This is a genomic window from Enterobacter cloacae complex sp. P38RS, assembly GCF_014930775.1.
In the GTDB taxonomy this organism is placed as follows: Bacteria; Pseudomonadota; Gammaproteobacteria; order Enterobacterales; family Enterobacteriaceae; genus Enterobacter; species Enterobacter bugandensis.
The window spans coordinates 312,030-324,240 of record NZ_JADBRS010000002.1; the positions used below are offsets into that span (position 1 = coordinate 312,030).

The 12,211-nt window shown below is 52.7% G+C and carries 14 protein-coding genes; 2 read left to right on the forward strand and 12 right to left on the reverse strand.

Going from position 1 to position 12,211, the window contains the following annotated elements:
• Positions 1-6 precede the first annotated feature (6 nt).
• Together IM303_RS22365 and IM303_RS04935 are read left to right on the forward strand one after the other, a co-directional pair.
• Entirely contained in the window at positions 7-195 is a 189-nt protein-coding gene (locus IM303_RS22365) for a transposase (RefSeq protein WP_354532089.1), read from the forward strand.
• A 582-nt stretch (positions 196-777) separates the two neighbouring features.
• Positions 778-1,722, forward strand: a complete 945-nt coding sequence (locus IM303_RS04935; protein ID WP_085802842.1) for an ArdC family protein — start codon at positions 778-780, stop codon at positions 1,720-1,722.
• Between the two features lie 162 nt (positions 1,723-1,884).
• On the opposite strand, the gene IM303_RS04940 is transcribed toward IM303_RS04935, so the two are convergent.
• The 12 genes from IM303_RS04940 to IM303_RS04995 form a co-directional block, all read right to left on the reverse strand.
• Positions 1,885-2,172, reverse strand: a complete 288-nt coding sequence (locus tag IM303_RS04940) for a hypothetical protein (RefSeq protein WP_085802827.1) — start codon at positions 2,170-2,172, stop codon at positions 1,885-1,887.
• A 107-nt stretch (positions 2,173-2,279) separates the two neighbouring features.
• On the reverse strand, positions 2,280-3,026 hold the full coding sequence (mobC, locus tag IM303_RS04945; protein WP_151605683.1) for a MobC family replication-relaxation protein: 747 nt from the start codon (positions 3,024-3,026) through the stop codon (positions 2,280-2,282).
• A 36-nt stretch (positions 3,027-3,062) separates the two neighbouring features.
• On the reverse strand, positions 3,063-4,910 hold the full coding sequence (locus tag IM303_RS04950; RefSeq protein ID WP_193359706.1) for a type IV secretion system DNA-binding domain-containing protein: 1,848 nt from the start codon (positions 4,908-4,910) through the stop codon (positions 3,063-3,065).
• 698 nt (positions 4,911-5,608) lie between these two features.
• Entirely contained in the window at positions 5,609-5,911 is a 303-nt protein-coding gene (locus IM303_RS04955; RefSeq protein ID WP_193359640.1) for a TrbM/KikA/MpfK family conjugal transfer protein, read from the reverse strand.
• 60 nt (positions 5,912-5,971) lie between these two features.
• Positions 5,972-6,991, reverse strand: coding sequence for a P-type DNA transfer ATPase VirB11 (virB11, locus tag IM303_RS04960; protein ID WP_047727022.1), 1,020 nt, complete (start codon positions 6,989-6,991; stop codon positions 5,972-5,974).
• Positions 6,981-8,288 carry a TrbI/VirB10 family protein gene (locus IM303_RS04965; RefSeq protein WP_193359641.1) on the reverse strand — a complete coding sequence of 436 codons (1,308 nt, stop codon included), beginning with the start codon at positions 8,286-8,288 and terminating at the stop codon, positions 6,981-6,983. The genes virB11 and IM303_RS04965 overlap by 11 nt, the downstream gene beginning before the upstream one ends.
• Positions 8,285-9,175, reverse strand: coding sequence for a P-type conjugative transfer protein VirB9 (gene virB9 / locus IM303_RS04970; RefSeq protein WP_193359642.1), 891 nt, complete (start codon positions 9,173-9,175; stop codon positions 8,285-8,287). The genes IM303_RS04965 and virB9 overlap by 4 nt, the downstream gene beginning before the upstream one ends.
• Positions 9,172-9,855: a virB8 family protein gene (locus IM303_RS04975; protein ID WP_064170457.1), complete on the reverse strand. Its 684-nt coding sequence runs from the start codon at positions 9,853-9,855 to the stop codon at positions 9,172-9,174. The genes virB9 and IM303_RS04975 overlap by 4 nt, the downstream gene beginning before the upstream one ends.
• Positions 9,848-9,988: a hypothetical protein gene (locus IM303_RS04980; protein WP_032936799.1), complete on the reverse strand. Its 141-nt coding sequence runs from the start codon at positions 9,986-9,988 to the stop codon at positions 9,848-9,850. The genes IM303_RS04975 and IM303_RS04980 overlap by 8 nt, the downstream gene beginning before the upstream one ends.
• A gap of 89 nt (positions 9,989-10,077) precedes the next feature.
• Positions 10,078-11,109: a type IV secretion system protein gene (locus IM303_RS04985; RefSeq protein WP_193359643.1), complete on the reverse strand. Its 1,032-nt coding sequence runs from the start codon at positions 11,107-11,109 to the stop codon at positions 10,078-10,080.
• Between the two features lie 71 nt (positions 11,110-11,180).
• Positions 11,181-11,456 (reverse strand): EexN family lipoprotein, encoded by a 276-nt coding sequence (locus tag IM303_RS04990; RefSeq protein WP_090049480.1) that lies wholly within the window; start codon positions 11,454-11,456, stop codon positions 11,181-11,183.
• An 11-nt stretch (positions 11,457-11,467) separates the two neighbouring features.
• Positions 11,468-12,196, reverse strand: coding sequence for a type IV secretion system protein (locus IM303_RS04995; protein WP_193359644.1), 729 nt, complete (start codon positions 12,194-12,196; stop codon positions 11,468-11,470).
• Positions 12,197-12,211 lie beyond the last annotated feature (15 nt).

The window sequence follows — 12,211 nt, forward strand, 5'->3', positions numbered from 1 at the left end:
TCCCGGTTGGGGGTGGCGTTCGCTTATGCGCTCAATCAGTGGGGTGCTCTGTGTTATTACTGCGATGACGGGCCGGTGGAACCTGATAATGATGATGCGGAGCGGGCGCTGAGAGAGGTCTGTCTGGGGAAAAGAATTATATATTCTTCGGTAGTGACAATGGCGGTAAGCGCGGCGCACTGCTTTATGGGCTGATAGGCACATGCAAACTCAATGTATTGACCCTGAGGCTTATCTGCACCATATCCTGGCGTACTGCCGAAGGCGTCTACAAATAAAGTGGCCGAATTGCTGCCATGGAACGTGGTTCTCACCGATAAATAACCGTCAATACGGCGTTCACTTAACGCTTATCGATATAGTCATTCCATTTTCTTCAAGAGATATACCCTTTTGGCGTAGCTTTATGCCTAGTGTGTACTCTCTAATGTCCGCTTTCGTTAAAGATGAGTGTCAGACTTGAGTGTGTTCTACCTCAGAACACTGCTACATCAGGTCTGAAGTTATACAGTGAAATTCAATTTCTAAATCACAACCTTCAACCCATTTCACCGCTGCGAACCAAGGGGCGCTACGCCCGGCTATGTAGATCATATCTTTTCCTTCCGTGTGCTTTTCGTTCCCGTATCAGCTTCCGGCTAATCGTTTCCCAACACAACCCGTCCCGCAAGGGTAAATAGCACGCATTCTGCGCCCTTGCGGGCCGGAACGATGTCGGGAAAGCGAACCGTCAGGCGATTCGAAGACGAAAATCACACCACTGACGGAGAAAAAATCATGACTATTTCCCTGCATACCCAGGCTAGCGCCCCTAACACCGCAGCGGCGACCAGCGTATCCCCGCTGGACCCGTCAGGCTCCTCAAAAACGAAATTTACCAGAACCAAAACTGATATTTATCAGACCGTCACTGACAGCATCATTGCGGCACTGGAAACTGGTGTTAAACCCTGGGCGTGTCCGTGGCAGCGTACCCCTGGTATGTCGGGTTTACCGTCCAATTACGCAACTGGTATGGGTTACAGTGGAATGAATATCATGTTGTTGTGGTGCAGTGCGTCAGAACAGGGATTCAATGATTCGCGTTGGATGACCTACAAACAGGCAAAAGCGGAAGGCGGGCAGGTACGTAAGGGAGAACACGGCACAACAGCTATTTTCTATACCATGTTGGAAAGGGAAAATAACGAAGGAGAAACTGAATATATTCCGATGCTTAAGACTTTCACCGTGTTTAATGTTGAGCAAATTGACGGTTTGACTCTGAGTGATGAAGCCGTTTTCCCGGCAGAGACCTTTGAGCCGTTACCGCAGGCGGAAGCGCTTTTCCGTAACAGTGGTGCAACCATCATTGCGAAGGGGCAGAACGCCTTTTTCGCACCATCAACCGACGAAATCCATTTACCGGAACGTCGTCTTTTTAGCGATGCTGCCAATTTCTACGCTACGGGTATGCATGAGCTGGTTCACTGGAGTGGAGCCAAAAGTCGGCTGAATCGTGAAATGAAAGGGAAGTTTGGCAGTGAGGATTATGCTTTTGAGGAGTTGATCGCCGAGCTTGGAAGCGCGTTCCTAATGGCGGACCTAGGGATTGTCGGAGAGGTTCAGCATGAAAGTTATATTGCTTCCTGGCTGAAAGCACTGAGGAACGACAAACGCTATATTTTCAAGGCCGCCAGCGCGGCATCCAAAGCGCATCGTTATTTGATGGATAAAATCTGAGCAGGAAGGAGTCGCAACGGAATGCGGCTTTGCGTGTAGGGCCGCTTAAAACAGTAACGCTGTAGAGACACGAGTGAGGCGGAGCGCAGCCAGGCGAGCACCGAACAGTCATGTCTCTACAGTGGAATAACGCAAATCACGCGGACAGGGCTGAATGGGCAGCTATTCCCGGTTATCAGCAACTACCTGAAGCGCAAGTAGCCGCTGTTCCAGGTTATTCAGTCTTTCTTCGAGGTCATGGCTCTGCTGCTCAATATCTTCCAGCGTTTCTGACAGTACATCACGCAGCAGCACAAAATTTGCTTGTAAGGCATATACAAAATCGTTGCCGCGTTCCAGTAATGCTTCACGCGGAAAGCCATGTAACGCAGAATGTGTCATCCACGTCACCAACGCTTTTGCGCTCATTTCAGTTAGTACGTCCGAAAGTCGGTCAGTTTCTCTGTTCATACTGGAGTCCTGTCAGTTCTGATGGTGGGGGAGTATTTAGGTAGGGCATTACTTCCGGTCATTGCGCTGCTGGCGGGCGGGTTGGGGCAGTTGGTGATAAAGAACAACTATATGCAGTGACTTACATCGAGCCGTTGCAACTCGTCGAGTGTATAGATGCGGAAGACATTCCGGTGGCGGGTTTCCAGCGGGATGTGCTGATGGTTAACGATCACGTGCCTGATGCTGTCAAACAGCCGTTCAAGACCGCGTTTTTTCTGCGGGTCCGGCACGATATAAAAAACGTAAATCCAGTTTTTATGGGTCCGCGCCAGCAAATGGCTGGCGATGATCGACTGGTAACGGGCTTTGGTTTTCAGACGGCGCTCGGTCTCAATGGCGATCACGGTTCCGCCGGGCAGGGTAATCAGTCCGTCCGGGCGGTGGCTGGTCTGATAACGACTGAGGAAGGTTGTGCGATCGCCGTTTATCCATCCGGATGCGCCTTTTTGCTCAAGGATGATACGGGCGGTTTGATTATCAAGGTGGTGCTCCAGTGTCCAGCCGGTGATTTTTGACGGCTCAAACCGTGCCGGAAAAAGTGTATCGTCGGGGGTTAACACTACGGCCAGTCCGTCACTGGTTATGCCCCACAATGAAATTTTCATCGTGCGCGATACCAGGACATGTTTTTGTATTAAGCCCATACCCTCGACTTTTGAAAGAAGGGAATATAGCGATTTATGGTCTCTGAAGCCGAACAGCAGCATCAGCGTTTTAAAGTCACTGTACGTTTCTTCTTTCAGGAAATTCAGCAGTCGTTGTATTTTTTCGCGGTGCCGCGTCTGGCGTTCGCGGTATGCGGTGATAAGCATCATTCCCCCCTTTTAAAAATCCAGCAATGACGGGTTTTACTCTTTATCGGCATTCGGTGTTGTTGTGTCTTTTTCGTCCGTATCAAAAAAAAGATCGGGCCGCGTTGTGGTGATATCCGGCGTTGATGCCGGTCCGGGGGCGATTTCCTCCTCGCTAAAATCCAGGGTGATGTTTACCGTTGTGGCGGTGGCGGCAATCGCGGGCGACACGGCACAGATCTCCAGTTCGCGTTTTTTCACCCTGATGGGCGAAATCAGAGAAGCAGAGGGGAGAGTTTTTGTCGTGAAGATGAAGCTGACAAAATCGGGTAGGTTCAGGATCATATTGCTGTCGGTAAAGAAACGCTCGGCCTGCCTGATGGTGCGTTCGTCGTCGATAGTCTCTGTCAGCACGGCATCGGTTTTCGCTTTGCGGACCTCGTCATCCACTAATATGGTGCCTGACATCCTGGCCACCCATTCCGCGGTGTCCGGGTCCATGACACGGTAAACCAGTTTGAATTTGGCGTTCTCAACGACCGCGCCGACAACGGCGTCACCCTTCAAATCTGCCGGACAGTCTTTTAAATCGGCAATCGACTGGTGGTCCATAATAATATGCACGCCTTTATCGCGTGCCGCGCCTAAACCTTCCAGCGCGGGCCTGGATAAATGGTATTTCAGTTCGGAAAGATAAATAGCAATGGGGCGGGGCACGTCTTTCACCCGCTCGCGCCTCTCTGCCAGCTGGTACAGGCGTACCAACATCATGCGCTGAGTGGTAATGATTTTGCTGTTGCGCATTGAACCAATCACATAACAGCAACCGCCTTCCTTAAATATCGTATTAAGCGAAAATCCAGTGGGGGCATTAATGGCATTGAGTAAAGCCAGCTCTTCAATTTTCCCGAAAAAGGCTTTTATCTTATCTGCAGTACCCTGAACGTAGTCTCCGTTATACACATCCCGAATGGTTGAGGCCGTATTACGGGTGACAAACTGCGCGGCTATCCGCGCCGCCTTCCGGTCGTCAATCCGATAAAAGTCAGATTCCTGCCCTTTTTCCGCCAGGCTGAAACCGGCAACAAACAATTCTTCCAGTTCATCTGGCGTGATGCCTTCAATCAGATTTAACTGGTATTGTTGTTTCCGCAGGTCAATCAGGGCAAAAGGTTTTCCTGCATCCTCGCAGGCTTTGCGGTAAAGGTGGGGTGCCCATTCATCATCCTTGGGGTCCATCACAAATACGCCTTCACCGGCCAGAATACTTTGATAGAGTAATATTCCGGTGGCAACGCCTTTGCCCGCTCCGGTGGTGCCGATAATATCTGCGTGTTGTTTTTGCCAGTCTTTTAACGGCAGATACATCGGCTGAACATCGCGGTCCATGCCGATAAATAACCCTTTGTTCAGGTCGATATAATCCAGCGGGTCATAATGCAGTGTTTCCGGCAGCAGTGATTTCACCGTACGGACATCGGTGCGTAATTCCCGTTCAAGCGTGGTTTTTCTGACGAGGCGTTTCTTTATTTTGTCTAATTCAGGGGTTAATACCCTGCGCAACAGAATATGCAAAATAAAACCCGTTACGGTAAAGGCAATCAGCACCGGCCATGCCGGAACGGGAATGCTGGCGACTACACGGCCTTTATAAAGCCACTGGAAAATCCAGATAACAACCGGGGCCATCGTACCGCAAAGAAAACACAGCAGGGAAAAAGCAATCATCAGCTTTTGCCACAGCGGGGCTTTTTGCCGTTCATCGCTTTTCATCGACGCGAAAAATGGCATCGTCAGCCCTGATAACAGCGCCAGCATCAGCTGATGCTGTTGCATAAAAGCAATGAAGCTAAGCGCGCCATTCACTATCGGCGACAGTGAAACGGCCAGCTTATTCAAAATCACGTTGCCTCCTTCATCAGCGGTTCGCCCCATGACATCACCCTATCAGTTCGCCCCACGGTGTAGGGCGAAAAGGCGGGGCGAGCGTATGGGGTAAAGATGGTGGCCGCTGTGCGGCCATATGCAGGAAAGCATGCTTCCCTGCACGTCACGGCGTGCGCCAGTTCATGCGGGCTGGACGCCCTTATTACCTGTCGCATGGGGGTAATGTCGCGGCTGGACGCCGCGCCAAAACCCCCGACGTCAACGGCGGCACACCGTCGCCCGCTACGCGCGACCACCCCCTTTAAGACGGTCGCTTTCGCCTTTTTCTTCCCTTTGCTCGTTCCTCACAGCGGGAATAAAAGGGAAGCTGACCTTTAAAGGGGGTGGTCGCGCCACGCTACCGGCTTTGGGCCGGAGACTTAGCCGCGACGGTGTGCGGGGCTGTGCCCCCCGGGTAAACCGCTGTCGTGGGCGACAGCTTTTCGCTCGCTGGGGCGGCGAAATTTATCCGGCTCCCCCCGGCCTGCAAAATCCGCGTGGGCGCGGCTGTTTGCAGGTGAGGCGCGGTGCCTGAATTATTTTCGCTCCTTAACCCGCGAAAATATTTCTGTCCGCTGCCTCATTTTTACGGCCCCTGTTTCTTCGCTTCTTAATCCGCGAAAAACAGACGCCGTAAAAACCTGAAAACCGTCATGCTCTGTGCCGTCTCGCCAGTATTAACCACGAACGCGGCCATATTTACTGATGATTTGACCGATAGCCGCCGGGTCTGCCAAATCACATTCACTTAAAAATAATTGTCTGGCATCGGCCGTATGGTCAGGAAGAAAGCCGTGTTTATTCTTTTTCACGATATTAAAGAATGCAAGTTCAGCGGAATGACATTCACTGCCGCCGCCATTTCCGGTTGCTTTACCGTACATACATAACACCACTTCGCAGGCATCAGCAGCCAGTACAGTTGTTGAACATGACGCAATAACGCAGAGCAATAATACGGAGGATATTGTTTTTTTCATTTCAGTTACCGTTATGATTAATGAAAGGTTACGTATTCTGGATAATGTTATTTGCCGGAGTTATTTTCTGAATGTCTCTTTCATGCTATTTAAATGAACTGGTTTAAAGTAAACATTATGCATCCGGCGAACATCGCCGTGTATATCAATACTGACGATGACATCAATGCTTTTAAGTACCTTGCGTAACAGCACATCAAAAGGAATATTCCGGCAGTCGGGGTTTTCATAGCAGCGGTCAATGATACCTTCAATGCATTCTTCCGGGCTGCCCGCATGCATGGAGGTGATTAATCCCTCATGCCCGGAACCAATAATTTTCAGCGCGTCCCACGCTTCCCGCCCACGAATTTCCGCCAGTAATATCCGGTCAGGGTTCATACGATAATTAGCACGGATCAGCCTGCCAGGTGTGACAATAGCGTTATCCCCGGCATCCGCCGGGTAAAAAAGATGAACATAATTGCCGTGGTGATAAAAACGGATTTCGGGATTATCCTCAATCGTTACCAGACGGAGATGCAGCGGAATATATTGCAGCAGCGTTTTCATATAGGTGGTTTTGCCGGAGCCGGTTTCACCCACAATAAAAATCGTTTTGCCGTATTCCACCGCCTTTTCCATAAAGCGGGGAATATCCCCGCTGTGATATAACCGGATCAGTGCATTATCCTGGCTTTCCGTTTTTTCCTGTCCGGCCACGCGCTGGTAAAATCCCGCATCAATCCATGACTGATGTGTTTTCTGTTCAAACGAGGGCTTGCGCAGCGTAATGGACACCGTCTTACGCTCACAGGCCGGGGGAATAATCGTCTGAATACGCTCGCCGGATTCGAGCGTGGCCGACAGTATCGGTGACGTATCGTCAATATTATCGTCCTGCCAGGACGCCAGTGCTCTGGCAAAGGCGTAACACTGACGCAGCGTGACCGGGGATTCACGCCGCTGCCATGCACCCTTTATTTTTGTATGCAGTTCCCCTGGACGGTTAATCACGATTTCGGTCAGCCCTTCGACTGGCAGATAATCACCGAACAGCTGATTTTTCATAAAATCCAGTGACAGGTTTTCAGTGCTCATACCATTTCTTTTTCAGTCGCAGTTGATAAACAGAGGAAAAATCAATATCCGTACCGGTCATGATGCCGATCACGTCGCCCTGGTTCAGATACATCGTAGGCGGGATACTGATGCTGTTTTCCAGCGTCGTTTTCGCCATTTCCGCCGTAGCGGCGCGGGTGTTTTCGGTATAATCGGTATTACGGTCTTTCCCCGGCGCGGCATCCGATGCCGCTGCCGCCACGTCCTGCACGGTACTCAGCAGCAGGGCGTTGCCGAAACGCTCCCAGAAATGGCTGTCGATCCAGCCCGCGATCCCTGCCTCGCCTAGCGGGCCGGTGGCCTGCGTATCGGTGAGCGGGATTTGCAGGCTGCCGGGCTCCGGCGTGCGCAGCTCCGTCCACAGCACAAACATCCGGCTGCGCCCGTGTTGCAGTGCGCCGGTGCGGTAGACGCCACGGGCGACTGTTCCGGCCGGGATCAGCTTCACATGGTTGCTGGCGCTCCAGATATCCTCCCCAATCAGGCAGGATATATGACCGCCAACATCGGATACGAAGCGCCGCATCATCGAACACGGAATATAGCGGTCTACCGGAATATAGAGATCGGGATCGAGGCCCAGTCGTCTGACACCGGTGACACGGGCAACGCCCGGATTGTCGTTATTATTGCTGCCTGCCGGTGTTGTCGTATCCGGGCAGCGCAGGCGTCCATCTTCGCCACTGACCAGTGCAGACTGACAGGATGTGTACACCGTGGAGGCTGACGGGCTGCCCGACGTTTCCGCGTTGCTGCGCACTCCGCTTCGGGACGTGCGTGTATTGTCGCCTGACCCTGTGCTGCCGCTGTTCAGCCCGTCTGCCAGTGCTGCCGCCTTGTTCAGGGCGGGCGGCCCGGGCGGCAGAGCTGGAGTGGCCGGGGCGCTCTGACTGGCAGGGTCTGCACTTTCCTTCCTCCCGGGCCCGAACAGGCCAAACGGATTACTGTCCAGACCCAGATTCTTACGCTCCTGCTGCACCGCCCCGGAGGAAGAGGGCGGCGCGGTGTCGGATTCTTTCTCATCACCCCTTTTCAGGGCGTTGAGAAGACGATCGCCACCGGATGCCAGTGCAATGACCAGAACCAGACTCAGCAGGCTGACGATCAGCGTGCGGCGACCTGAAGCTTTACGGAAACGGGTCACTTCCGGCTGACCGGGCGGCGTTTTCTGCTCCGGCTCGTGATATGCCATTGCCGCGCGGGCGCGTTCACGGGCTTCCGCTTCCCGTTCTGCGGTGGTTTTTTCCGGTTCGTCCGGGAAAGATTTGTCGGTCATTTTGCCTCCAGCATAACGGAGGGTGAAACAGTGTCACTGTTGGTCAGCGGGATACGCCCGGACCCGTCGTTTTCGATCCCCACCACCGAGGTGCCGTAACGCAGAACCAACCGCGGCGATGCCGGAACCGCCATCACGGTGTAGTTGCCCTGTTTAATGGTCCGGGGCGTGACCGCCTGCTCCTGACCATTAACCACCCGGAAAACGGAAGGCAGGGTTTTCGAGGGAGAAAAACCGATATACGCAAAACGGCCGTCATCCCAGGTAAAGACCGGGGCGATAGAGGTTGATCCGGTGGCCACCCGTTTTATATAGCGCCAGTTGCGTGGCGTGGTGGCCTGCCCGAATGCCGCCGCTATCCGCTGCCGGTCCAGTGCTTCCTGCTGATGTTGCTGACGGGCGGTGCTGGCGGCGGCTGACTTTTTCCGCTGCGCATCGGGATAGTGGTAACGGATAACGAACGCCTGAGCGGGCGAGTCGCGGTCCAGCACGTTCAGCTCCAGGCTGTAATCGCGCTTCGAGGTCACCACGAACAGGTTGGTTTTCCAGTCTTTCTCTGTCGGCAGAAACACCTGGCTGATGTTATTGCCGCTGGCATCCGTGACCGGCTGGGTAATCGGGTTCGGGCTGACGCCCACCCGGTTGTCGCTTTTCGTCACGGTCCAGCCTCTGGGAAAACCCGGCTGCGCATCGATAACGGTTTCATCATCGTCAAACACCAGCATGGTGACGTAGCCGGGGCGGGTACTGACGACCGTGGCGTTCTGGCTGTTGTACGTGACGTTCTGCATCCGGCTGTCATACGCGCTGCCGCGCGGTGTCGCCGCGCTCCATGCCACGCATGACGCCAGTAAACCCGTGAGGAGCAGAATGTATTTCAGCATCATTCCCCCCTCAGCTCTTTGTCGCGCTGGTAGCTGGTGACGATAAAGCCCAGCGGGTTCACTTCGCGCTGGCTGTCGGTCAGTTGCCGGTGCGGGACGTAGCGGTATGTGAGACGGATATTCCACACATCCGTTTTCACGGAATTATCAGCAATACGGCGGATAGTGCGCTTGATACGCAGGGTTGCCAGATTATCCGGCCCGGTGGCAGGCGCATGAACATTGGAAATAATGTCGATATAGACAACATATTCCGCCTTGTTAAAAATAACGTCCGGTGCCTGGTCGCCGTTAAACCCGTCCAGATAGTCCCGGTTCACGCTGTCGCTGTTAAATAACTGCACGTCGTCATAATCACGCTGGAGGGAGAAATAATTATACCCCTCGCGGAGTCTGACATAGTGTGCTGCCAGAGAGTGCGCCAGTGCTTTTTCAGACGAGATATCCCGCTCCTTCACACGGGTCATATATTCATAGCGCCCGGTCTGTTTATCCACTGACCATAATTCAGTGTCGGTAGTTTTCAGCGGCAGCAGAATAATAATGGCCGCAATCGCCATTGCAGCCAGAATCAGTCCGGCAGCGGCCACCCGCCAGGCGGTTCTTCGGGAACGCTCTTCCTTTTCCAGCAGGATGGATTCAAAAGAGCGGGAAACATTAACAATGTTCTGAATATCAGACATGGTGAGTCAACTCCTGAATGATGGCGGGGGAATTCACCGGCTCGGGTTCGCCGGATACCGGCGGGAGGTCGCCCTGATGCCGTGCGCAGCCCGTGAGCGCGCACAGCATCAGAAGGAAGATGCTGAATTTCATGGAAGCCTCTTATCGTATGGATGCAGGAATGCCGCACCGGTGGCGCTGGGCACGGCGTGACGGGGAAAGGAAATTAACAGCCGGGAGGATTAACGGTAACGCTGCCGGTTCAGGCGTTTCATACTTTCGATGGCGGCGGCGCGTTTCTGCCAGGCGCTCACGGTTTTACCCACGCCTGCGCCGGTGAGCCTGCCTGTCGCCGCGGCGACGGCCATGCCGCCTTTCGCAGCAAGGCGGGCACCTCCCTTTACACCCGGCCCGGCAAGACTGGCGGATTTATTCGCCAGTCCGCTCAGGCCACTCATGGCTGCACCCTGCAGCACCGCCTGTACGGCGGCCCCGCTGAGTGCGCTGGCGAGCTTCGCGGAGAACCAGACCACCACACCCGCCGCTATCCCGGCCAGCAGGCACTGTGCTGCCAGCGTGACCATATTGGTTTCAGCGGATGTTTTTGCTGCGGCATCCAGTATTTTATTCAGGTAATTAATGGCGATACGGATGGATAAGGCGGAAAACATGATCGTTAATATTGCCGCGAAAATCGTTTTCAGCCAGTTATCAAACATCGGCTTAAGAAAACCGTACAGCAGGCAGAAAATAAAGAGCGGCGCGGTGGTCGTCATTAACAGGAGGGTGATTTCGGCGAGCAGGTTGACAAAGGTGGCTGCCATCAGCAGGACAACAGAGCCGCCCCATACCAGAACTTCGGCAAGGCCGCCATTCAGTTTGACGTAAGTTGAGGTGTCCATATTAAATAACTTTTGCCCAAGCGCCTGTGCCTTTTCCCAGACAGTATCGAGCAGCGCCCAGACGTTATCATCGCCGCTGATACCGTCTTTAAGTCCCTGGATAGCCGCTACCGCCATATCCAGCCAGCCATCAAGGTTTAACACAAAGGTGGTGATAAGCAGCATTCGCCCCACATCCCAGGCGATATCTTCAACCGGGGTCCGGAGTTTGCCAGCCAGCGTCTGATAACCGCGAAACAGTATAAATAAGGTAAAAGAGCTGACAATGATGACGCTGATCATCGTGCCGTAAGTGGAAGACTGGCCTTCCAGTACGGCATTCAGTCCATTCATGATGTTTTTGTCCATACCAACAAAAATACCACCGGACATGGTGCCTCACCTGATATATAAAGAAAGGAAATAAAAAACAGGGAGAATTCCCTGTTTTGCTGGAGGAGTAATTACTGTGTCACTGCATTTCGTTTTTCAGCTTCCTGCTGAAATATCGCCTCAAATTTCTCCTTAACCCCGGGCTGGCCTTCCTGTGCAAACATAAGTGCTGCCCGGTGGGCAAATTCGCAGTTATCGCTTGCCTCGCCATCCTTCAGGCATTGCGTATAAACCGCATAAGTTTCGTCAGGATGCTGTTTATACCAGGCTTCGGATTTGGTTTCCTTGCAGCCGGAGAGCACGATAACGCCTGAGAGTATGCATAAGGTGAATAAGGATCTGAGCACGGATAACCTCCTTATAAATTATTAAGGTCAGCAACAGGTGCCGTTAGCTGCTGCTGTTCAAAGGCTTTCTGTCTTTGCTGTTCCAGCAATGTCGTTCGCTGTTCAGCCTGTCTGACAGACATCTCCCACTGATTCGTCAGCGCATTTAACTGTACGCTTTTCGCCGCAATGGCGTTAGCCAGATCCTGAGACTCTTTCGAGTCCTGCGCATTCGATATACGGTCAGATAAGTCTGATATGTCGCTGAGTGTGCTGTTGATCCTGTTTTCAACGTCGGTGGTATTCTCAATCGCCATTGCCTGATTGAGGATCATCTGTTTACAACTGTCGGCCAGAGACTGAGATTTTATTCCTTCCTGTTCCGGGCTGCATACGCTGAACGATTTGTATTTACTGTAAAGGTTTTGCAGTTCAGCAGAATATGAACTGTTCTGCGTGGTCAGCAGATCATCCAGTGAAATACCGTTCTTACGGAGATTATCAATATCGGTTTTCAGGCTTCTGGCATCACTGAGAAAACCCTGAATATCCCGCACTCCGGTTGCGGTAGCCAGTTGTTTCTTATACGCATCAAGTTCACTTTTATAATGGGTAACCGTATCTTCCCATTGCTGTAGTTTCTGCATCCACTGGTTAATTGATTCGGTATTCTGCACGGCGTCGAAAACCGGTATTCCGGCGCTGAACGCCTGTGCTGAGAAAAATAACGATAATGCCATAAGGTGATTCCTGGAACGCATTGATATTACCTCCGG

Bases quoted from the DNA above. Each gene is read 5' to 3' on its own strand.
- IM303_RS04935 (WP_085802842.1), top strand. From the start codon at position 778: ATGACTATTTCCCTGCATACCCAGGCTAGCGCCCCTAACACCGCAGCG.
- IM303_RS04940 (WP_085802827.1), bottom strand. From the start codon at position 2,172: ATGAACAGAGAAACTGACCGACTTTCGGACGTACTAACTGAAATGAGC.
- mobC (WP_151605683.1), bottom strand. From the start codon at position 3,026: ATGCTTATCACCGCATACCGCGAACGCCAGACGCGGCACCGCGAAAAA.
- IM303_RS04955 (WP_193359640.1), bottom strand. From the start codon at position 5,911: ATGAAAAAAACAATATCCTCCGTATTATTGCTCTGCGTTATTGCGTCA.
- virB11 (WP_047727022.1), bottom strand. From the start codon at position 6,991: ATGAGCACTGAAAACCTGTCACTGGATTTTATGAAAAATCAGCTGTTC.
- IM303_RS04965 (WP_193359641.1), bottom strand. From the start codon at position 8,288: ATGACCGACAAATCTTTCCCGGACGAACCGGAAAAAACCACCGCAGAA.
- virB9 (WP_193359642.1), bottom strand. From the start codon at position 9,175: ATGATGCTGAAATACATTCTGCTCCTCACGGGTTTACTGGCGTCATGC.
- IM303_RS04975 (WP_064170457.1), bottom strand. From the start codon at position 9,855: ATGTCTGATATTCAGAACATTGTTAATGTTTCCCGCTCTTTTGAATCC.
- IM303_RS04980 (WP_032936799.1), bottom strand. From the start codon at position 9,988: ATGAAATTCAGCATCTTCCTTCTGATGCTGTGCGCGCTCACGGGCTGC.
- IM303_RS04985 (WP_193359643.1), bottom strand. From the start codon at position 11,109: ATGTCCGGTGGTATTTTTGTTGGTATGGACAAAAACATCATGAATGGA.
- IM303_RS04995 (WP_193359644.1), bottom strand. From the start codon at position 12,196: ATGCGTTCCAGGAATCACCTTATGGCATTATCGTTATTTTTCTCAGCA.